This is a genomic window from Bariatricus sp. SGI.154 (assembly GCF_050313795.1).
GTDB lineage: Bacteria > Bacillota > Clostridia > Lachnospirales > Lachnospiraceae > CAMBRQ01.
Map to the genome: position 1 here is coordinate 1 of NZ_JBNPMC010000024.1, position 22629 is coordinate 22629.

Consider the following 22629-nt stretch of genomic DNA (forward strand, 5'->3'; position numbering starts at 1 on the left):
ATGGATGAAGAGTATTTCTTATATGCAGTTTTCAGGGTACATGGAAAAAGTCCTTGCAAAAGCATTTGTAAAGGACTATAATTGAATAGTGGTATTCCTCGATAGCTCAATGGTAGAGCACACGGCTGTTAACCGTGGGGTTGTTGGTTCGAGCCCAACTCGGGGAGTTGAAAGAAGACCTGTAGACTTGATTGTTTACAGGTTTTATTTTGCCTATATGTTTAGTGCGGAAAATAAGGAGGACGATGACATGATTCAATTATTACTTGTGATTATTTATCTTGCTTTTATCAGCCTTGGGCTTCCGGATTCGCTGCTGGGTTCCGCGTGGCCGACCATGTATGGGGAGTTAGGGGTTCCGGTATCTTATGCAGGAGTGATTTCTATGATTATCTGTATAGGGACGATCATATCCAGTTTGCAGAGTGACCGTCTGACGAAGAGGCTTGGTGCAGGGAAAGTGACTGCGATCAGCGTTGGTACGACGGCGGTGGCATTATTCGGCTTTTCAATCAGCCATTCTTTCCTGGCATTGTGTTTATGGGCGATTCCATATGGGTTTGGTGCAGGAAGTGTGGATGCGGCGCTTAATAACTATGTAGCGCTTCATTATGCAAGCCGGCATATGAGTTGGCTGCATTGTATGTGGGGCGTGGGGACGACGATTGGACCATATATTATGGGTGTTGCACTGACTGGCGGTTATAGTTGGAATGTGGGGTATCGGTGTATCTCTGTTATGCAGGTTGCTCTTACATTTGTATTGGTGATGAGTCTGCCATTGTGGAACCGGAAGGATGCGGCTGATGCAAAAGAGTCTAAGGAACAGGCATTATCGTCTGGAAAGGGGATCTCGTCTGGAAAAGAAAATGGAGATGCCAAGAAGAATTCCGCTAAAGAAGAGCCGCTTTCTTTGAGTCAGATTGTAAGGATTCAGGGCGCAAAAGAAGTAATGTTTACTTTCTTCTGCTATTGTGCATTGGAATCAACTGCGGGGCTATGGGCGAGCAGTTATCTTGTGCTGCAGTGTGGTCTATCCACAGAAAAGGCGGCAGGTCTGGCAAGTATGTTCTACATAGGGATCACAGTAGGGCGCGGGATTAATGGCTTTCTTACATTTGGCTTGAGTGATACATCTCTGATCCGGCTTGGACAGGGAATTATTGCGTTGGGGATGCTGGCGGTGCTGGTTCCGGGTGGAACTACATTAACTTTGATTGGGCTGGTATTGATCGGATTAGGATGTGCGCCCATCTATCCATGCATCATTCATTCTACGCCTGTGCATTTTGGTGCGGATAAATCGCAGGCAATCATTGGGGTGCAGATGGCAAGTGCATATGTTGGAAGCTGCCTGATGCCGCCGTTGTTCGGGCTGATTGCGAATCATATCAGTGTGAGACTTTTTCCGGTATATTTGCTTGTGATCTTAGTTGTGATGATGCTAATGCATGAGCGGTTGATTAGGAAGACTCAGTAGACTTCTGGATAAGCAGATTAAAAGGTATTTGATATATAAGCTTGTCTTGGTTTATAATGGTCATAGAACTATTCAGAAGATGTGAAGGGAGAAAGAGTTAGCCATGAGTACATTTATGCCAGCTGATATATTGCTGCCACAGGTAGATTCGATGGAGAGATGGTCTGTGATTGCATGCGACCAATTTACATCACAGCCAGAATACTGGGAAGAGGTGCGTGAATATGTCGGTGATGTGCCGTCTACGCTTAATATTATCCTGCCGGAAGTACAATTAAGTGGTGATTATAGTAACCGTGTAGAGGAAATCAATCATACTATGCGGCAGTATCTGCAGAATCGTATTTTTAAGGAGTATAGCGATGCTTACATATATGTAGAAAGAACCTTGGTGGATGGTTCGATCCGTAAGGGCGTAGTAGGTGCAGTAGATCTGGAGGAATATGATTATAATATTGGTGCGGATTCCAGCATACGTGCAACAGAGAAGACCGTTATAGAGCGGATTCCGCCTAGAAAGAAGATTCGCCAGAATGCGCCGCTTGAGCTGCCGCATATATTACTTCTCTGTGATGATGAGAAGAAGATGCTGATTGAATCGGTTACAGAGAGCAAAGAATGCCTGCCTAAGGTGTATGATTTTGTTCTGATGGAGGATGGTGGGCGCATATCCGGATGGCTGTTACAGGGAGAGGCTGTGGAAGCGTTCAACCAGAGGCTGAAAGAGTATGAGGAAAATATGCGGGACAAATACAGGAATCTGGGTGACAGTGCGCTATTGTATGCGGTTGGCGACGGCAATCATTCTCTTGCTACGGCGAAGGCATGCTATGAGGAGTTAAAGACCAAGTATTCGAATGATGAAGTACGGGAACATCCGGCAAGATATGCATTGGTTGAACTGGAGAATATTCATGACAGTGCGCAGCAGTTTGAGGCGATCCACCGGATTATCAAAGGGACAGAACCGGAGAAGATGCTGCAGTGTATGCAGAAGGAGATCTGTGCAGAAGACGGATATCCGGTTACCTGGTATGCAGGGAAAGACAGTGGGACTATCTGTCTGGATAGAAACAAAGGGGAGATGGCGGTTGCGGTATTGCAGTCATTTCTTGATTCATATCTGAGCAGCCATGTCGGTGAGATTGATTATATTCACGGTGATGAGGTGTTGCGAGGGCTGGCGGATGAAGAAGGTGCGATTGGATTCTTGCTTCCGGTTATGGAGAAGGGACAATTATTTCGTGGGGTGATTACGGATGGAGTGCTGCCAAGGAAGACGTTCTCTATGGGGGATGCGAAGGAGAAGCGGTATTATCTGGAGGCAAGGAAGATTGTAGAAGTTAGGTTGTAGTATTGCTAAAAAGGGAAATCATGTGCTATTGTGTGATTTATTTCATGCAATAGCATTTTTAGGTTGACAACTATCGATAACCGATATATATTGAGATATGATATATATCAATATATATCAATATATGAAAAAAAGAAGAAGGGGATGATTGTATGACGATTGGAAGAAATTTTACTTCAGGTAACAATGCCATGTTGATATTGCAGTTGCTGTCGGAAAAAGATATGTATGGCTATGAGATGATCGAAACCTTATCAAAACGTTCTAATAATGTATTTGAACTGAAGGTGGGGACGCTCTATCCGCTGCTGCACAGCCTGGTAAGCGCAGGATATCTGGAGGACTATAGTAAAGAGGTGAACGGGAAACTTCGCAAATATTATAAGATTACTGCAAGCGGAAGATCATATCTGGAGAAAATGGTTAAGGAGTGGATCATCTATGCAGATGCTGTATCTGGTCTGGTAAGGGGGTAGAGGTTATGAACGAAGAGAAATATTTGTTACAACTGACCAAGCAGATTCATGATACCGAAATGAGGAATGCGATTCAAGAAGAGTATGCGGCGCATATTGAAGATTATAAGGAGGTTCTCATTGAGGGTGGCATGGATGAGTTAAAAGCAGAGGAAGAAGCAGTAAGGCAGATGGGAGATCCGGTGGCAGCAGGGAGAGACATTGACCGGATCTACAGGAAGACGATTGACTGGGGAATGATCAAATGGTTTATCTTTCTTAGTGTGGTAGTGGTGTTGGCGAAATTATTCTTGCCGTTGGAAAACGGATTCATATTCAAGGGAATTCCGGCGGTAGTTAACAACGCTATCGGAGGTTTTCTGGTGATATATGGGCTGATCTTGTCCTGGGTAGAGAAGTACAATGATTGGGATTTGTTCTATTCTTATGGAAGGGACTGGTATGGAGGTTATGTTACGAATAGCGGTCTTATCCTGGCGATAGGTGTCTGGTTCCTAGGGAGAGGCGTGCAGATTACAGTGTTCTGGATCGTATTGCTGTTCGTTGTGCAGACAGTAGAGCGTGCCTGTGTGACATTGTGCAGGCATAAGAAAGAGACGGAACTGCTGTGGGAGATTGGGTTTGCGGATACGCCAATCACATATAAGGGGAAAGGTACGATTCGGAATAAGAAGATGAAGGTTGCGACGAAAGCAGAGGAGATTCCTCAGGGAGCGCCGATTATGGTGGTAGGGCTGGAGGGATTTAAGCCGATTGTGGTGCAGGTATAGGAAAGAATACGGAAACAGGGCAGGGAAACTTGTCCTGTTTTTATCTTGCAAATATACGCAAATATGCGTATAATAGTTAAAACAGTTTTATTTTGGAGACACTTTAATGAAGGAAAATAGAATGCCAGATATAAAAAAAATACGGGAAGCAAAAGGTCTGTCCAGAAGGGAAGTGGCAGATGTCAGTGGAATTAATCTAAGATCATTGCAAGATTATGAACAAGGGCATAAAGATATCACAAGTGCGAAAGCCGAGACAGTGTATCGGCTGAGCCTGGCACTGGGCTGCACGATGGAGGAACTAATGGGAATTAGACCGGCTTTGCCTGAGAGTGAGGGGAGATGGACTCGTAAGGGGAAAAGCCGATTATATGCGTATTCTGTTGAATTCCTAAAGTTACAGGATCGAATGAAAGCACAAGAGATCTATTCTTCAAGGCATCATGTACATGGCAGATGGGAGATTCATGGAGAGGAGTGTATTCTTGCATTCTGTTTCCGGGGTGAGATTGTAAGGATTCCTTTTGAGGCGGTATTTTCAGAGAAGACATTACCGTGGCTGGTTGATGTGGCAGAGATGAGGATGGATCATTATATTGAAGAATTATTGTTTCAGGAAAAGTATGGCAGAGGGGGAGGGAAACTTTGGGATGAATAGTGTAAGAGCATATTATCTTATGCATCGGCATTTTAATAATTTTGGTGTACTTAGAAATTGTTGATGGAGGATATTGATTATAACAATCGTGGAGAAGATGTATTGGTCGGATATGGGAAGAAGATAGAATTGTTAGAAAGATTCCAGGAAGGGGAACGGCTTTGGCAAAGATAGCGGTGGATTAATACCGCCCGCTATCTTTGGTCTATACAGTTAGCCTAAAAGATACACAAAAGTCTAATATAATCCTGCGATAATCTCCACGCATTTTTCAATCCCCAGAACTCCGCTGTTCAGCGTAATATGATAGTTCTGTATCGCACCCCATTTGTGATCGGTATAGAATTGATAGTAAGCGGCACGTCTCTTATCCTTGTCTTTCAGACGTTTCTCAGGAGTAACATCGCTTTCTCCATACTGTTTTACGATACGTTCAGCACGTTTATCAAGGTCGGAATGGATGAATACATTCAGGCAGTTGGCAGAATCCTTAAGGATATAATCTGCACATCGCCCTACGATTACGCAGGATTCTTTTTCTGCGAGTTCGAGGATTACCTTGCGCTGTGCGAACCACAGGTCATCTTGTGTGGAATGCCCGTTGAAATCCCGGTCAGAGAATGCGCTGGCAAGCCAGCCTCTGTGGGAGGAGTATTCACCGCGTTCTTTGATGTATTCTGCAGCGAAGCCGCTTTCTTCGGCAATCTTTTCAATCAGTTCGTGGTCATAGCATGGAATACCAAGTTTCGCGGCAACTTCTTTGCCGATGGTTCTTCCGCCGCTGCCGAATTCACGGCTGATGGTTATAATTCTGTGTGTCATCTTGCTCCCTCCTTGTTAAGTCTGGTTGATGTGTTTATTATTGATGTGTCGGCAGTTGTCTCAGCAGCAGATGCTTCCTGGTCTGTGCTTAGTGTCTTATATGTGTATGCAATTACGATTGCAGAGATGATGAAGGTCAACATGTCTGATACCGGCATGGAGTACAGTACGCCATTCAGCCCGAAGAAACGTGGCAGCAGCAAAGCGAATCCAACACCGAATAATACCTCACGCACCATAGAAAGCATTGTTGAGAGGAATGCTTTTCCGATGGACTGAAGATAGATGAAGGCAGCCTTGTTGACGGTAGCCAGGACCATCATGCACAGGTAGATACGGAAGCATCTGATCGCGAATTCGGTGTAGTAACTGCTTTCGTTAGCGGCACCGAAGATACCGATCAACTGTTTTGGCAGCAGTTCTACAATCAGAAGTGCTACAGCGCCGACGAACGCTTCTGCGATCAGAAGACGGGTCAGCAGACCTTTGGCACGGTCTTTTCTTCCGGCACCGATATTATATCCAACGATTGGGATACAGCCGGCTGCCATACCTACGGAGATGGAGATGACAATCTGGAAGAATTTCATTACGATTCCAAGGACGGCCATTGGAATCTGGGCATATTCAGTCTGGCCGAATATCGGATCTTTTGCACCGTATTTTAACGTCATATTCTGGATTGCAGCCATGGCAGCAACTAGGGAGATCTGTGACAGGAAACTACAGATACCCAGCGGAATGTATTTCTTTACGAGTCTGCCGTGGATGCCGAAACTGCTCTTTTCAAGCTGGATTGCCTTCATGTGGCACAGGTACCAGATAGACAGTACGGCAGTCAGTATCTGACCTGCTACGGTAGCCACAGCGGCGCCCATCATCCCCCATTTGAAGATGAAGATAAAGATAGGGTCCAGGATGATGTTGGTAAATGCACCTGCAAGTGTAGAGATCATGGCGAATTTCGGGCTTCCGTCGGAACGGATAATCGGATTCATCGCCTGACCGAACATATAGAACGGTACGCCAACAGTGATCCAGAAGAAATATTCTTTGGCATGATGAAAAGTCTCATCATTGACACGTCCGCCGAATACGGTCAGGATCTGTTCCTGGAAGATCAGATAGATTGCAGTCAGTATCAGGCTTAAGATCACACATAAAAGCACAGCGCTTCCGATACTCTTATGGGCATCTTCTTTTTTGTTGGCTCCAAGGCTGATACTTACGAAAGCACAGCATCCGTCGCCAATCATAACGGCGATCGCCAGAGCAACAACGGTCAGTGGGAAGACGACGGTATTAGCGGCATTTCCGTAGGAACCGAGATAACTTGCGTTTGCGATGAAGATCTGGTCTACGATGTTGTAAAGGGCTGCTACCAGCAGCGAGATGATACAGGGCACTGCATATTTTTTCATCAATGCCCCAATAGGTTCTGTTTCCAAAAAAGTGTTTGATTTTTGGTTCATTGGTTTTTCCTCCTTAAAATTTGAACAAATTCCTGCAATAAATAAACAGCGTGACGCCAAAGAAGCTGGATTTATGCACTTTGGCTACACGCTGTTTTGTTCAGAGTCATGATCCTGGAGGGAATATGCCTCTGTAATGGTATATGATTGCAATAAAAAAAGCGTGTGGTGTCAACTGGATTTACGCAGTTAATGCTACACGCTGTATTAGTATAATAGCAGTTTTGGCGGGGAGAGTCAAAGGGTTTTTTATAAAAATATGGGTGCTGTATGGTTCGTGGTTGTGCAGTGGACGCAGTTCTGACCAAGCGCGAAGTGTAATGCATGTGGTAGTAAATCCATATTTTGTATGGTAGAATGGAAGGGGAGTGAATTAGGATGGGGCAGAAAAAAGTGGAGAAGGAAGAGATAGAGAGGGAAGAGATAGAGAAGGAAGAGATAGAGAAGGAAGAGATGGGGAAGAAAAAGATGGAGCAGATGAGGAAGTGGGAGAGGGGAAGAATCGTGGTGAGTGGGGGCTTGATTGCCTGGGCGGTGGTGCTGAGCCTGGTTGCCAGGGTGTCGCAGGGGTTTGCTCAGTGGTATAGTGTACATCTGTACTCGGTGTGGGTGGAGACTGTTGGGAGGTTTGCGGGGCTGGTTCCTTTTTCAGTGTCGGAGGTTCTGCTGTATGTGTTGATATTGGGGATTTTTGTGACGGGTGTAAGGCTTGTTATCAGAGGTGTCAGGAAGAGGGCTGGAAGACGGGAAGTGTATCACTGGTGTTTGAATCTGGTGTTGATTGCGGGGATCTTGTTCTTTTTGTATGTGGTGAATTGTGGGATTAATTATCACCGGGTGTCTTTTGCGGAAGGCGCGGGAATCCGGGTAGAGGAATATTCGGCAGAGGAATTGAAAGAAGTGTGTCAGTGGCTTACGGAACAGGTGAATTCATATAGTGGCCAGGTAGAGCGGGATGGGGATGGAGTGATGGTTCTGGACGTGCCGCTTCAGGAGAATACAGTAAAGGCTATGGAGGGACTGCAAGAAGAGTATCCGCAGCTTAAAGGATATTATCCGCGACCGAAGGGACTGATGAATTCATGGATACTTTCGATTCAGAATCTGACGGGGATCTATCTGCCATTTACCATAGAAGCCAATTATAATCAGGAGATAACGGATTACAATATCCCATTTACTGCCTGCCATGAGTTGTCTCATCTGAGGGGATTCATGCAGGAACAGGAGGCGAATTTTATTGCGTTTCTTGCCAGTAGCAGTTATGAAGAAGAGGCATTCAGATATAGCGGGTATCTGATGGGATGGATTCAGTGTATGAATGTATTGTATAAGATAGATTATGATGCCTGGGAAGAAGTAAGAAGTGGGTTATCAACGGAAGTAGAACCGGATCTTAATGCGAACCGGGAATTCTGGGCGAGATATGATGGCGCTGTGGCAGAGGTTTCTAACAAAGTGAATGATACATATCTTAAGGCGAATGGGCAGGCAGATGGCGTGAAGAGTTATAACCGGATGGTGGATCTGATTGTGGCATGTTATATAGAAGGAAGATTTTGATAAGACACTGGAAGAAAAAAGACATTAGAAGAGAAACTACGCATAGAAGTTACACTGGAAGAAAAGGAACTGAGGAATATGGAGAAGAAAAATACATTGAAAGAATGGGTGGAAGGGTTCATTGTAAAGTATATCGAGGAATATCCGGATAGGAACTTTGGTCCGAAGATATGGCGGACGCCGCTGGTCGGATATGCAGATGCGAATCATCCGTATATTAGGCGACTGCCGGAGATTGTTATGCCGGAGCATAGTCTGCCGGAGGATTTCCTGGAGAATCCCAGGATTATTATCTCGTATTTTGTTCCATTTACAAAAGAACTGGCACAGACGAATGTCCAGGTGGCGGGGAATGCCGCATCTAAGGAATGGTCGGAGGCATACAGTTATACGAATCATATGATGGGAGAATTGAACGAACAGTTGGCAGAGGAACTTCGGAATATGGGGTATCGTGCCGCAGTTCCGAAGTGGGAGACGAATCGTACGCTGCTTAAGAGTAACTGGTCTCAGAGGCATATTGCTTATGTGGCGGGATTAGGCACATTCGGGATCAATAATATGCTGATTTCCAGAAAGGGATGCTGTGGACGTTATAATTCGATCGTAACCGATATACCCGTTGAGGCAGATGTGCCTCTGGAAGAAGAAAACTGCCTGTATAAGAGTAGAGGAATCTGCAAGAAATGTATCCGAAATTGCTTCTCCGGGGCTTTGACGGTGGAGGGATTCGACAGAAGGAAATGCCGGGAGACCTGCAGCAAGAACCCGGAAGGCGTGTGTGGAAAATGTGATACCAATATCCCTTGTGCATTTACAGCACCGGGGAAATGACAAACGAAATCATTGTTATAGGAAAATAAAAGGAGGAAGAATCGTATGGAAGAAATGAGACGATCATGTATTGATTGTGCAACACAGAACTGCAATAAGATGGACAAGACTTATCCGTCTTTCTGTCTGACGACAGGCATGGATGAGGAAGTGCTCCAAGAGGCAATGGAGTGCTATCAGGAAGAGCCGAATCATAAGGCGATGGTGGCAGCAGCGGAGGTAGAGTTCGAACATTATTGCCAGTACACAAGGGTGGAAGAGATTATGGAATTCGCACGTAAGATTGGCGCGAAGAAAATCGGGATTGCAACCTGCGTGGGACTTCTGAGAGAAAGCCGGACGCTGGCGGCTATTTTTAGAAAACATGGTTTCGAAGTGTTCGGAATCGGGTGCAAAGCAGGAACTCAGAAGAAGACTTCTGTGGGAATCCCGGAGAAATGCAATGGTGTGGGAGAAAATATGTGCAATCCGATTCTGCAGGCGAAGATGCTGAACAAGGAGAAGACAGATCTGAATGTGGTGGTTGGACTGTGCGTAGGGCATGACAGCCTATTCTATAAGTATTCGGATGCGCTGGTAACCACAGCAGTGACAAAGGATCGGGTACTGGGGCATAATCCGGTGGCAGCGTTGTATACGGCAGATTCTTATTATTCGAAGTTAAAGGAATAGTTATTTACCTGGGATGACGCATTAATGCGGCATCCCTTTATTCCAGAATCTCCAGGACACGCTGTTCCGGAATATTACATTGCTTTGCGATATCACATAGGGGAGAACCGGCGGCTGAGAGTTTGAATATTGTCTTGGCAAGATTGATGCCCGCAAGTTCGCCTTTTTTGATGCCCGTAAGTTCGCCCTTTTTGATGCCCGCAAGTTCGCCTTTTTTGATGCCCGTAAGTTCGCCGACCTTCATACCCTCTTTGATTCCAAGTTCTTTCGATTCTTTTAATTCATCAGCAAGTAATTCAAGTAATGCATCACACATCTTATTTACCTCCTCCATTTGCTCCCAGTTTGCACGTGTAATCAGATCCATAACGGTCTGATGATAAAGGGAAGATTTATTAGGTTCATAGTGTTTTATCAATTCCTGTATTATATTCTGTTCTTTTTTTACAATCAGTATATCCATGAGCAGAGGTTTTTTGCTGAGCGGGTATTCATCTCTGATATCAAGCGTATCCAACTCTTTCCCGAACTCAATACGAAGTGCGGCACCGAAAGCCGGATGCCACTGTAACTTTGCGGTGTGTGTCGGCATGAAGTGGTGGATTTCTCCTTTCAGTATAATATGTGATGTAATTTCGTACAACCAGGTATAAACTTTGATAATCATGCTTGAAAACCCTCTGATAAAGAGGAAGATTCATGATGAATAATGGATTCTGAAATGTTGAAAATACGAATCCAGATATTAAGATGATAGCATATCCTCTACTTTCGATTCCTTCAAAAATCAGTATAAGAGTCGACAGTAGAGGATATACGTTGCTAAAGAGCCCGGAGAAAGCATTCGGACGCAGATCCTGTAAGTAGAAAAAATTACAGTTTTATCCCAGACAATGCATCCGCAAATGCCGTATTAATCGGTTCTTCTTTCTGTTTCTTCAGATATTTCTGTACATCTTTTTTAGAGACTCCTGCCCCCTCTTTTTCTCGTCTTGCCTTGAAAGCAGAGAGTTTCTCTTTATAGCCGCATCCACATACGAAGGTCTCTTCGTCACCCTTTTTGATAAGTTCCATTTTCTTATGGCAGTTTGGACAGCGGGCGTTGCTTAGTCTTGCGATGGTCTCGCGATAGCCGCAGTCACGGTCCTGACAGACTAGAAGCCGGGCATTCTTTCCGTTGACGGCGAGCATCCGTTTGCCGCATCTTGGACATTTGGTGTTGGTCAGGTTGTCGTGGCGGAAGGTGCCATCGGCGGAGCGAATCTCGTCAATGAGTTCTTGGGTGTAGCCTTGGATCTCCTGGATGAAGACGGATTCTGTGTGTGTGCCTTTGGCGATATCGGATAACTGCATCTCCCATTTTGCAGTGAGTTCCGGCTTTTTCAGATATTCAGGAACTAACTCCAGAAGTTGCTTGCCTTTGGAGGTAATCAGAATCTCATTGCCCTTTTTCTCAATTAAGAAAGAATGGAAGAGTTTCTCTATGATATCGGCCCTTGTGGCAACGGTTCCAAGGCCTCCGGTCTCGCCCAGCGTTTTTCTTGCTTTGGCATCTCCTGATTCCATGTATTTTACCGGATTCTCCATGGCAGTCAGCAAGGTGGCTTCAGTGAATCTTGCGGGCGGTTTGGTCTTGCCTGTAGTAACGGTGCTGTTAAGGATCGGGAATTTCTCACTCTTCTTTAAGGATGGAAGTGGCTGCTCGGCAGTTTTCATATAGGTTCCATCATCGGAAATGTCCTCATCGCTGTCGGTATCGAATCCTCCGTCATATACGGTCTTCCAGCCCGGGGAGAGGATGATCTTACCCTTGGCAAGGAAGTTCTGTCCGGCAGCAGTGGCTTTCATGGTGGTCTGCTCATATTCAAAAGCAGGATAGAGGACGCTGATAAAACGACGTACAACCAGGTCGTAGATCTTGCGTTCTTCGTTACTCATATGGTCCAACTGGACGAACTCTTCCGTCGGGATGATTGCATGGTGGTCGCTGACCTTCTTATCATCGACAAAGGATTTGCTAGTCTTAATCGGAGCCTTTAACAGTTCTGGGATGTATTTCTTATAAGGACCGGTATTGCAGGCTTTCAGGCGCTCTTTGATGGTTGGAACGATGTCTGTTCCGATATAGCGGGAGTCGGTTCTTGGGTAGGTCAGAACCTTATGGTTCTCGTACAGGCGCTGCATAATGTTCAGTGTTTCTTTGGCGGAGAAGCCGAAGCGTTTATTCGCATCACGCTGAAGTTCTGTCAGGTCGTATAGACCCGGGGAATAAGTCTTTTTCGCGGACTTTTGAACGTCTGTGATCGTAAGAGACTGTCCCTTAAGGCTGGACTCAAGATCAGTGATAAACGCCTTCTGGAAGGAACGCATGTGTCCATTCTTCGTATGCTGCCAGGTCCATTTTACCGATCCGGCTGTTAAGGTAAGCCCATAATATTCTTCCGGCTTGAAGGAACGGATCTCTTCTTCCCGGCGGGCGATGATAGCAAGGGTAGGCGTCTGTACGCGTCCGCAGGATAACTGTGCGTTATACTTGCAGGTGAGCGCGCGGGTGGCGTTGATTCCGACCAGCCAGTCAGCCTCGGCGCGACTTTTTGCCGCATGATACAGGGCATTATACTGGCGTCCGTCTTTTAGGTGGGTGAAGCCTTCACGGATAGCTTTGTCCGTTACGGAGGAGATCCAGAGCCTTTTGATCGGCTTATGGCAGCCGGATTTGTCCAAAATCCAGCGTGCGACTAATTCTCCTTCACGTCCGGCATCGGTAGCAATGATGATCTCGGATACATCTTTTCGGAATAACTGAGTTTTTACATTATGATATTGTTTTGAAGTCTGTTTGATGACGACCAATTCCCATTTCTTAGGAACCATAGGAAGATAAGACATGTTCCATTCCTTGAACTTCTTATCGTATTCTTCTGGGTCTGCCAGGGTTACAAGGTGTCCCAGCGCCCAGGTAACGATATACTGGCTTCCTTCGATGGCTCCGGGGAGGTTCTTATGACAGCCAAGGACTCTGGCGATATCCCGGGCAACGGATGGTTTTTCTGCTAAAACTAATGATTTCATTTCGTCAAATTTCCTTTCTGTAGAAAATGATATGCTGTAATACAAAAAACAGATGAGAACAGCGAACCTGCCGGGGAGGCAAGTCCCATGGCATACAGTGTGGACGGGAAGAACACGGAAGCCAGATAAGCCCCCGGAACCCGGATTAATACAGCAGAAAGCAGGTTCTGTATAAATGAGATGAATGCTTTGCCGTAAGCACAGAAGTATCCGCAGAAGCAGAAATGTATCCCGGCAAATGCGCAGTCGAAGATATAGGTCTTCAGATACTGACTTCCCATCTCGATAACAGATGCATCTCTGGAAAAGAGCCGCAAGATTGGTACTGCCCATATCTGGCAGATGAATGCAACTATGAGACCGAAGGAAAAGCAGATTCCGATTCCATAGCGCAGAACCTTCTTACTTTGCTCGTGCTGTCCTGCTCCGGCATTCTGGGCAGCGATTGCAGATACGGAGGACAGCATGGCAGAAGGAACCAGAAAGAAAAAGCCGATTAATTTCTCAACGATTCCAACGCTGGCGGCGACAATGATTCCGCGATGATTGGCAATTGCTGTAATAATCAGGAAAGAGATCTGTATCACCCCGTCCTGAATGGAAATAGGAATTCCTACTTTCAAGATAGATAATAAGGTTGCTTTCTCAAGGTGCAATTCATGTCTGGTAAATGGAATGCCAAGGTTCATCTTGCGCAGGGCAATCAATGAACTGATCACGCTGATTGCCTGGGCGATAATCGTTGCAAGCGCAGCGCCTGCTGCACTCATATGAAATGGCCCGATGAATAGGATATCCAGAAGGACGTTAACTACTCCGGCTATGGCAACGAAATACATCGGGCTTTTGGAGTCTCCCAGACCACGAAAGATGCTGCTGATTACATTGTAAGCTGTAATAAAGGGAACGCCGGCAAAGCAGATCAGAAGATATTGTCTGGTCTGGCCGACGGCTTCCTGAGGGGTAGAGAGAATCAGGATGATTCCATTTACCGACAGGATAAGAATTGTAGTTGCAGCGACAGCGAATCCGGCGAATAACAGAATGGTGTTGCCGATTCCTTTTGCCGCGAGGTTGGAATCTTTTGATCCTATGGCTCTGCTGATATTGACGGTTGTTCCCATGGCCAGTCCTACGATGATAACGGTCAGCATATGTGTAACCTGACTTCCGATGGATACCGCGGAGATTGCATCCGCACCATTATACTGCCCGGTAATGAATAAGTCTGCCAGACCATAAAAGGTCTGTAGAAAACAGGACAGAAGATAGGGCAGGGAAAAAGATATCAAGTTACGCAGCATATTTCCTTCAGTTAGATTTCTTTGCATTGTGTAGCCTCCATGAATGTGGATTTATCGATTCTTCGTAATGAAGTTCTTGTATCATAACAGGTACTATTATAACATTGGGAAAATCAAGAAAAAAGGGCTTGCAAAAATATCTTAACTATGATAATATAAATCTCGGTCACGCGTAAGAAGTGTTTCATATGGCTCCGTGGTCAAGCGGTTAAGACATCGCCCTTTCACGGCGGTAACACGGGTTCGATTCCCGTCGGAGTCACTCGAGCCAGATGGCTCTTTATATAGAAGCAATCAGATCTGCAAAACAGATTTGGTTAAATATGGCGCCATAGCCAAGTGGTAAGGCAAAGGTCTGCAACACCTCTATCACCAGTTCAAATCTGGTTGGCGCCTCTTGAAAAAGCCCAGAAAATCAAGGTTTCTGAGGCTTTTTTTACTTTCAAAATTATAAAAAATCAACTCTGAAAAATAAGGTGGCAGATGTTTATACAATCAGTGCATCTACCGGATTTGCATTCTTTTCGCTGTCTGTATGGAAATAATAATGTTTTGTAACGGAACGGAAAAGAGACGGTACTATTTTGTGGATTTAAAACCCTCTTCTGCGAAAAAAATTATACATGAGAATATTTTTTACTTACCCAAGGGAAATTACCGTAGTATAGAACAAACAAAGTGGAATATTGATAATGCGCCAAAGTTGTTTGAAGATTTATTTGCGATTTCTTATGATAAGATTATTCTGAACATAGTAAATACATATGATTTTCAACGACCAACCTATACATTAAGTTGTTTGTTGCCTCCAGAAGTGTAGAGTACTTATCATGGTTGGGGTGGGGCTGTATTGAATCATAGATGGGGATATTCCCCGCAAGATCTGATGCCCTCAGTAAACGAATATGGTCAATAAGACAATAGCATCTACTTTGGCGAGGGGATGCTATTTCTTATTATGTCGATTATCTATGTAGGTCAAAGCCGCAAAAATTACCAATAGTAAAGTCAGAACTTCCATTGTATTTATGGGCATCACCCTCTTTCTAAAAAATAGAGGGCAAAATCGAAATGCATCCATCCTTCTGATTCAATGATACCTGTTTAGTATAGCACGAGGCGTTTTGGGAGCAATAAGTTCAAAAAGTACCTCCACAATTATTTCGGAACAGTGGTACATGAAAACGAACCGATTGCGATGGAGGAGAAGAATGTCACAAGCACCATTGACCAAGAAAGCATTAGCAGATAGTCTGAAAGTACTGCTACGTGCGACATTATTTGATAAAATATCTGTTTCGGATATTTGTGAAAATGCTGGCACGAGCAGACGGAACTTTTATTGGCATTTTCCGGATAAATACGCACTTCTGGTTTGGATCTATGATGAAGATTTTTGTTCTATTAATCCCCATTATGATGAATGGGTGCTGCAAGACTATTTTTTTTGGTATCTGTGATTTTTTGTATCGTGATAGGAAATCACTACAGTAAAGCCTTTTTAGTGGCTGGGCAAAACTCTTTCAGAGAATTGTATCAAAGAATAATAGAATATCGGAAGAAAATGAGGAAATATGGGATATCAAAAAACTACAAAAGAAGAATTAGAAGCTTTTAAATAACTCAGAGAGGCACTTGCGATCATGCAGTCTCTATCGATGCAGTGAAGAAGTTTATTACACAGCAGGATTTAGTGGCGGCCCGGCTGGTCTTTCCTGTGCATTCTATCTAGCGGAGATGGGATATTATCCTACAGTATTTGAAAAGAATGAGAAGCCTGGTGGAATGATGATTTATGGAATTCCATCATTTAAGTTGGAAAAGGATGTGGTAGAGGCCGAGATCGATATTTTGCGCGAGATGGGAGTAGAATTCCAGTGCGGTATGAATGTTGGTACTGATATTACTGTGGAAGAGTTACGCGCATAGGGATTTAATACAGGCCTTAAATGGAGCGGTGCATACAAAGTTGATTCTGAAGAGAAATACGTTGTGTGTAATACAGATGAGGGCGAATCAGGTACCTATAAAGATAGAACCATTATGGAGAATGACCCCCACACGGTATTAGAAGGTGTTCTGATCTGTGCGTATGCGATAGGTGCAAAAGAATGTAATGGATGTGGAGTGTGTGCAGAAGTCTGTCCGGTAAATAATATTACAATAAAAGAAGGAAAGGCGATACATGGGAATCAGTGTGCTGCCTGCTATGCCTGCCTGCATTGGTGCCCACAAAAAACTACAAAATTGAAAGTACCTACATTAGGAAATAGACTGCAATACCATCATCCGGAAATTACGCTACAGGATATAAAGCGAATAAAGGGGGAAGAACTCCGATGAATTGCAACTGACAAATGAAGAAGCAGAACAGATGACGGGGTGAGCAAAGAATATGACGGGCTGGAGAATTATAGGGTGTTGAAACTCTGAAACAGAACTTGATCGAAAAGCAGATGGTTTTATACTGGAATTAAAAGTCGATCACACTATTGCGCAATTGTTGCGCATATAATAGCCTTTTATATAAAATGTGTAAAAATTAAGTGATAAAATATTGTTTATTATAAAGAATTGACGGAAAAAGATTATAATATTAGAATTTATATGAAGTGAGTTAGTAAATATAAAGGGAGAAGAACTGTTAAGTGTGGGAAATGATAAGGTTACAATAGACAGCATAGCACAGGCATTGGGGTGTTCAAAAACTACTGTATCAAGAGCCATATCGGGAAAGGGAAGAGTAAGCAAGGAGACTAGAAAGCGTGTGCTGGATTACTGTCGAGAATATGGCTACAGATCAGGCAGTGTGTCCAAAGCGTTTGATTGTTCCAGAACATATAATCTTGCTGCTGTTCTGCCTGCGGATCAGGAACTTCAAGAGATACCCTTTTTTCCAACTTGTTTGTTTGGAATTTGTGAATGGGCAGCAAAGCAAGATTATAATGTATTTGTTGTGTCAATAGAAAAGAATAGATTGACACAGCTTCAGAAGATTATTGAAAAACGCAAGATTGATGGAGTGATTCTAATGCGGGCGCTGGTAGAGGACTCTGCGGTGGAATACTTACTTCGGAATAAAATACCGTTTGTTCAGATCGGGGATACAAAAAATGCATCTACTATTCATGTGGATCACGACAGTGTGCGAGCCTGTAAGGAAATGACCGAATTTTTACTAGAGAGAGAGATTCAAAGAATTGCATTGATTGGGGGTGACATGGGAAATATTGTTACACAAAAAAGGCTGGCTGGTTTTTATGCTGGGTTTACACTTTTTCATAAAGTTCCGAAAGATAAGCTGATTTATCTGAATTGTGATACAAATGCGAAGGTGTATGAGGCCGTTGAGCAGATTGTGGAGAACTGTGCAGAATGTATTGTCTGCATGGATGATAAAATATGCACTCAGGTTTTGAAGAAACTTGATAAAATGAGGATATTGATTCCGAGAGATCTTGAAATTGTATCTTTTTATGATAGTTTGGCGCTTCAGAATTATTCTCCGACAATTACAGCGTTAAAATTTGACGAAGAAGAACTTGGGCGAATCGCCTGTGAGAAGTTGATCGACAGGTTGGAGAACGGTGGGGAAGAGTCAATATTGTTGACAGAGTACAGCATGGAATTGCGGGAATCCACAAAGAAAATTATTTAAGAGGAGTTAAGGTATGAAAGGAAAAGGATGGAAAAGATTTGTCAATGGAATAATGGCATCTTTGATGGCAGTGTCGTTGACAGTGGTTTCTCTGCCATTGGAGTCACAGGCGGCTTCGACAGAGAAACAGGAACTTTCGGATGAATCAAAGAAGATTCAGAACGATATTTTCTGGGAAGATATGGATGGAAATACATTGTATTCTCAGGGTGGCGGTATCTTTAAATTTGATGATACTTACTATTGGTATGGGGTGAAATATAAAAATGCGCCTAATTATGTCAATAATCCGACAAAAATTTATAATTCCGGTGATACATATTCTGATTTTGAGAGTGTTACCTGTTATAGTTCGACAGATTTGGTAAACTGGAAGTTTGAGGGAGATGTTGTCACAGAAGCAGATGTCAGTTATCGTGATGAGATGGAAGGTGTAAAGGCATCCTGGTTTGGAAGACTTGGTGTGGCAAAAGTTGGAGAAAATTATGTCATGATGGTACAGCATGAATGTGCTGATCCGGATGATTCTCTGGATGCTCTTGAAGGTTACACGGAGCCTTCCGGTCAGAAGGGGTGGAGCAAACAGGTTCTGGTATTGACATCGGATTCGCCAACGGGAGAATTCAAATGGAATCAGCGTATCAATATGCTGCCTTACACGGGAGGTACGACAAATACCGGTGATCAGACCGTATTTACAGATGAAGATACCGGAAAATCTTATCTGGTATATTCCTATGGAGTGGGAAGAGGAAAAATATTCCTTGCTGAGATTGAAGATCAGGGAAATGGTAAGTTTGGTTTGTCCCTTGAAAAAAATTACATGGTATATAGTGGAGCAGGGCGTGAAGGTGACTGTATGTTCAAATATAATGGTGCCTACTATATATGTGCGTCTGACTTATATGGTTGGAATGCATCTCATGCTTATTATTTGAAATTAGACAGTCTAGAGGATGACTATTTAAAGAATCGAACAACCAGTACATCTATGAATCTTATGGATGGATGTAGCGATGATTATTGTCATGTAACTCAGACCGGATTTTTCTATACGGTACAGGGGAGTAAGAAGGAAACGGTTATTTTCTGTGGTGATCGTTGGGCAGAGTTTGCTGGAAATGGATTGGGATTCAATCAGTGGTGTCCACTGTCTTTCGATGAGTCAGGTGCACCGTATTTTAATTCTTTAAGTAGTTGGTATCTGGATGAAGCAACGGGTACGTGGAGTGTGGCTGAAGATAACAATTATGTGAAAAATGGAAGTTTTGATGCGGACCGTATCAGTGTGACTGCATTGACGGGATGGACAAATAGTATTACAGTTGGAAATTCGCCAATTAAGAACAGTGGAAATCGTACAACAGGAAAATATGGCCTTGCGCTGACGGATACAGTAGATTTTGATTGTTCTATTTCTCAGATAATTCAGTCTTCACCGTATGTAGAACTTCCAGATGGTGTATATACATTGTCTGCTAAAGTGAAAAACAGTGGAGATTTTGAAAATCTTGAAATTTATGCAGAGGCAGATGGGCTGAGAGCAAAAGCAGGCATTAAAGAGGCAAATAGTGAATGGACAACTGTAACATTATCAGATGTTAATGTGGCAGGCGGTAAAGTGGAGATTGGCATTGCTGCAAAAGGAGCGGCAAATGCATATTGCTATATTGATGATATCATGTTTATAAGAACAGGAGATGCATCAGAAGAATCAGGAATCATTTCTGGAAGTATCCAGTCTGACATAGCAGGAAAAACACTTACGATTGCGGCGGTGCAGACTGACGGAACCGCTGCATACACTTATGAAACAGAGTTGACTGAAGGGGAACAGAACTTTACACTTGGTCCAATAAAGGCTGGAAAATATTCTCTGTCTGCATCTTCCTATGGATGTAAAGTGGAGGCAGAAGGCACAGAGGTGGCAGTTGTTTCGGGACAGACTGCATCTGGAGTGGTATTCCGTGTTGAAAATAATATGGGATCTGTAAGAGGAAAGGTCGTAAATGGAACTGGAGAAGTTATTCCAGATGTGACAGTGACGTTGTCAAAGGGAACATTGGAAAAAGATGCTGTAACAGATGCTAACGGTGAGTATGTATTTTCAGATGTAGAGGCAGGCGAATATAATCTTTCATTTGAAAAAACTGGATATGCGTCAGAAGGAAGCGTAAAAGTTACAATTGAAAAAGGGAACACTGTGACACTGGAGAATCAGGTGCTTGTAAGAAGTACAGGCATCATATCCGGAAAAGTCTATGATGCTTCGGGAGAACCTGCAGCAAATGCAACGGTAATGCTGAGAGGCTGCGAATCCATCAGTGATACTACCCGTGTTAGTGTTACGACAGATGAAAATGGTAGGTATACATTTTCAGATGTGGTTGCAGGAACTTATGCGATTACTGCATCAAACGGAAAGTGGGATACGGATGTTAATGCAGTTTCACAGAATGTAGAAGTAGTTCCTGGCGAGACTGAAGATGTGAATTTGGATATTCCATCTGAGATTACGATTGTAAACGGTGGTTTTGAAAGTGGTATGGATTCAAATCGTCAGCCGAAAGAGGGATGGGATAGCACAGGTTCAAGCGGTAGAGCATCTAATGAAAAGAATCGTGGTCATGTATACGCAGGAAGTTATGGATATACAGTGTGGACTTCCAGTGCATTTACGGTGGGAGTAAGTCAGAAAATTACTGGTCTTGAAGATGGAATATATGCAGTAAATGCTATGGTGGCGGCAGGATCTTACAGTGATTCAGATACGTTATATCTGTTCGCGAAGAATGACGATGGAACTATTATTTCTAAAGAAAACGTACCTCTCACAGTCGCTACCTATAACAGTAAAAATTGGGAGTTGATTGGTCTGACTGTGGAAGTGACGGATGGCACTTTGACTTTCGGTATAGAGGGAAGTCTTCCGGGAGGAGCATGGGCGAATTTTGATAATTTCAGAGTTGGAAAAGTCGAAGGAAACGCAGTAGTTGAAGTTGATAAAGATGAATTGAAAACAATAATTTCTGCTGTTCAGACTTTTGATACATCTAGTTATACAGCAGGTTCCGTAAGCGAGTATCAGTCGTTAGTTCAGACAGCGCTGACAGCGGCTGAGAATGTAATGAACAATAGTGCTGCAACACAGGATGATGTAAATACGGCAGTATCAGCATTGAATGAAGCATTTACGTCAGCAAAAGAAAAACTTGTGACATTGGAAGCAAAGTTGGCACAGGATATTGCGGACAGCATCAAAGATGTAAAATCACAGGAAGAGTATACTGAGGAAAGTTGGAATGCATATGAAGAAGCACTGGAGGCAGCACAGGCACTTCAGAGTAGCTGCGAACTGACAGAAGAGAAACTGAATGCAGCAATTACGGAACTACAGAAAGCAGTAGCCAGTTTACAGGAGAAAGCACCAATTGGAGATAAGACGGATCTGGAGAGTCTGATTGCAGAAATTAAGAATTTTGATACATCTGGCTATACAGCAGGTTCTGTAAGCGAATATCAGTCGGCAGTTCAGACGGCGCTGACAGCGGCTGAGGCTGTAAAAAACAATAATGCTGCAACACAGGAAGAGATTAATGCGGTAGCATTGGCATTGAAAGAAGCATTTGTGTCAGCAAAAGAAAAACTTGTGGCATTGGAAGTAAAACTGGCACAGGATATTGCGGACAGCATCAAAGATGTAAAATCACAGGAAGAGTATACCAAGGAAAGTTGGGGTGCATATGAAAAAGCACTGAAAGCAGCACAGGCACTTCAGGGAAGCAGCGATTTGACAGAAGAGAAATTGAATGCAGCAGTCGCAGATCTGAAGGCAGCAGTATCAAAATTAGCAGAAACTGCAAAGCCAAGTGATAAGGCAGCATTAGAGAACTTGATTACAGAGATTAAGAACTTTGATACATCCACGTATACTCCAGAATCTGTAAGCGAATATCAGTCAGTTGTTCAGGCGGCCTTGGCTAAGGGGGAAGCGATTATGAACAACAGCGATGCGACCAAAGAAGAGGTTGATGAAATTGTCAGTGAGTTAGAGTCAGTTTTTGCATCCGGAAAAGAAGTATTGAAGAAAGCAACTGTTAATCCGAAGCCAGATGACGGTAAAGGAGATCAGTCGGCTACACCGGATGACGGCAAAGATAAGACTCCGGCCACATCCAATGCAGATAAAGGGGATACAGTGAATAATACTTCTGGTAAGACGGCAGCAAAGACCGGAGATACCAATTCATTGGTGTGGTTTGCAGCGATTGCGGCGGCAGCGACAGTAGTTGTGTGCATAACAGGACTCAGAAGAAGAAAAAGACAGTAGTAAAAAGACTTAAATTTGAAGTTTTGAAATTAATAAAGATGTAGATTGCGCCCGGTTATTCGTTAGAATAATCGGGCGTTGTTTGTAGACATTAACTAAAACTATGGCAGTATGTGATAGTTATACTTATTGACAATAAATTTGGGGCTTGGCTATAATAGAAT

At 43.6% G+C, this 22629-nt stretch carries 17 protein-coding genes, 3 tRNA genes and 2 pseudogenes; 17 read left to right on the plus strand and 5 right to left on the minus strand.

The window, feature by feature from the left end:
• Positions 1-95 precede the first annotated feature (95 nt).
• From ACQRBN_RS11300 to ACQRBN_RS11325, 6 genes are all read left to right on the plus strand, one after another.
• A tRNA-Asn gene (locus ACQRBN_RS11300) sits at positions 96-167 on the plus strand.
• 83 nt (positions 168-250) lie between these two features.
• On the plus strand, positions 251-1480 hold the full coding sequence (locus ACQRBN_RS11305) for an MFS transporter (protein WP_427739100.1): 1230 nt from the start codon (positions 251-253) through the stop codon (positions 1478-1480).
• Between the two features lie 103 nt (positions 1481-1583).
• A complete protein-coding gene (locus ACQRBN_RS11310; protein WP_427739101.1) occupies positions 1584-2834 on the plus strand; it encodes a DUF1015 domain-containing protein in 1251 nt (416 codons plus the stop codon).
• A 152-nt stretch (positions 2835-2986) separates the two neighbouring features.
• Positions 2987-3310 carry a PadR family transcriptional regulator gene (locus tag ACQRBN_RS11315; protein ID WP_427739102.1) on the plus strand — a complete coding sequence of 108 codons (324 nt, stop codon included), beginning with the start codon at positions 2987-2989 and terminating at the stop codon, positions 3308-3310.
• Positions 3311-3315: 5 nt separating this feature from the next.
• Positions 3316-4080, plus strand: a complete 765-nt coding sequence (locus ACQRBN_RS11320; RefSeq protein WP_427739103.1) for a permease prefix domain 1-containing protein — start codon at positions 3316-3318, stop codon at positions 4078-4080.
• A 106-nt stretch (positions 4081-4186) separates the two neighbouring features.
• Positions 4187-4738, plus strand: a complete 552-nt coding sequence (locus ACQRBN_RS11325) for a helix-turn-helix domain-containing protein (RefSeq protein WP_427739104.1) — start codon at positions 4187-4189, stop codon at positions 4736-4738.
• A 237-nt stretch (positions 4739-4975) separates the two neighbouring features.
• Here ACQRBN_RS11325 and ACQRBN_RS11330 read toward each other — a convergent pair whose 3' ends face one another.
• Together ACQRBN_RS11330 and ACQRBN_RS11335 are read right to left on the minus strand one after the other, a co-directional pair.
• Positions 4976-5560, minus strand: a complete 585-nt coding sequence (locus ACQRBN_RS11330) for an AAA family ATPase (protein ID WP_427739105.1) — start codon at positions 5558-5560, stop codon at positions 4976-4978.
• Positions 5557-7032: an MATE family efflux transporter gene (locus ACQRBN_RS11335; RefSeq protein WP_427739106.1), complete on the minus strand. Its 1476-nt coding sequence runs from the start codon at positions 7030-7032 to the stop codon at positions 5557-5559. The genes ACQRBN_RS11330 and ACQRBN_RS11335 overlap by 4 nt, the downstream gene beginning before the upstream one ends.
• 378 nt (positions 7033-7410) lie before the next feature.
• Here ACQRBN_RS11335 and ACQRBN_RS11340 point away from each other — a divergent pair, with 378 nt between their 5' ends.
• From ACQRBN_RS11340 to ACQRBN_RS11350, 3 genes are all read left to right on the plus strand, one after another.
• The gene (locus tag ACQRBN_RS11340) at positions 7411-8595 is read left to right on the plus strand and encodes a DUF3810 domain-containing protein (RefSeq protein ID WP_427739107.1); all 1185 of its coding nucleotides are present in this window, start codon (positions 7411-7413) and stop codon (positions 8593-8595) included.
• 78 nt (positions 8596-8673) lie between these two features.
• A complete protein-coding gene (locus tag ACQRBN_RS11345; protein WP_427739108.1) occupies positions 8674-9429 on the plus strand; it encodes a hypothetical protein in 756 nt (251 codons plus the stop codon).
• 45 nt (positions 9430-9474) lie between these two features.
• Positions 9475-10101 (plus strand): DUF1847 domain-containing protein, encoded by a 627-nt coding sequence (locus ACQRBN_RS11350; RefSeq protein WP_427739109.1) that lies wholly within the window; start codon positions 9475-9477, stop codon positions 10099-10101.
• Between the two features lie 37 nt (positions 10102-10138).
• Here the strand turns inward: ACQRBN_RS11350 and ACQRBN_RS11355 are convergent, their stop codons facing one another.
• The 3 genes from ACQRBN_RS11355 to ACQRBN_RS11365 form a co-directional block, all read right to left on the minus strand.
• Complete coding sequence (locus tag ACQRBN_RS11355; RefSeq protein WP_427739110.1) at positions 10139-10693, minus strand: hypothetical protein; 555 nt, start codon at positions 10691-10693, stop codon at positions 10139-10141.
• A 281-nt stretch (positions 10694-10974) separates the two neighbouring features.
• Positions 10975-13173, minus strand: a complete 2199-nt coding sequence (locus tag ACQRBN_RS11360) for a DNA topoisomerase III (RefSeq protein ID WP_427739111.1) — start codon at positions 13171-13173, stop codon at positions 10975-10977.
• Positions 13170-14504, minus strand: a complete 1335-nt coding sequence (locus ACQRBN_RS11365) for an MATE family efflux transporter (RefSeq protein WP_427739112.1) — start codon at positions 14502-14504, stop codon at positions 13170-13172. Before ACQRBN_RS11365 ends, ACQRBN_RS11360 begins: the two co-directional genes overlap by 4 nt.
• A gap of 163 nt (positions 14505-14667) precedes the next feature.
• Here ACQRBN_RS11365 and ACQRBN_RS11370 point away from each other — a divergent pair.
• From ACQRBN_RS11370 to ACQRBN_RS11405, 8 genes and pseudogenes are all read left to right on the plus strand, one after another.
• Positions 14668-14739, plus strand: a tRNA-Glu gene (locus ACQRBN_RS11370).
• Between the two features lie 63 nt (positions 14740-14802).
• Positions 14803-14873, plus strand: a tRNA-Cys gene (locus tag ACQRBN_RS11375).
• An 815-nt stretch (positions 14874-15688) separates the two neighbouring features.
• Positions 15689-15937 (plus strand): TetR family transcriptional regulator, encoded by a 249-nt coding sequence (locus tag ACQRBN_RS11380; RefSeq protein ID WP_427739113.1) that lies wholly within the window; start codon positions 15689-15691, stop codon positions 15935-15937.
• Positions 15938-16104: 167 nt separating this feature from the next.
• Positions 16105-16403: pseudogene (locus ACQRBN_RS11385) on the plus strand (NAD(P)-binding protein); the annotation flags it as partial.
• 15 nt (positions 16404-16418) lie between these two features.
• Positions 16419-16580, plus strand: a pseudogene (locus ACQRBN_RS11390) (NADH-quinone oxidoreductase subunit L); the annotation flags it as partial.
• Positions 16575-16820: a 4Fe-4S dicluster domain-containing protein gene (locus ACQRBN_RS11395; protein ID WP_427739145.1), complete on the plus strand. Its 246-nt coding sequence runs from the start codon at positions 16575-16577 to the stop codon at positions 16818-16820. The pseudogene ACQRBN_RS11390 and the gene ACQRBN_RS11395, both read left to right, overlap by 6 nt.
• A gap of 307 nt (positions 16821-17127) precedes the next feature.
• Positions 17128-18135 carry a LacI family DNA-binding transcriptional regulator gene (locus ACQRBN_RS11400; RefSeq protein ID WP_427739114.1) on the plus strand — a complete coding sequence of 336 codons (1008 nt, stop codon included), beginning with the start codon at positions 17128-17130 and terminating at the stop codon, positions 18133-18135.
• A 13-nt stretch (positions 18136-18148) separates the two neighbouring features.
• Positions 18149-22465, plus strand: coding sequence for a carboxypeptidase regulatory-like domain-containing protein (locus ACQRBN_RS11405; RefSeq protein ID WP_427739115.1), 4317 nt, complete (start codon positions 18149-18151; stop codon positions 22463-22465).
• Positions 22466-22629: the final 164 nt, after the last annotated feature.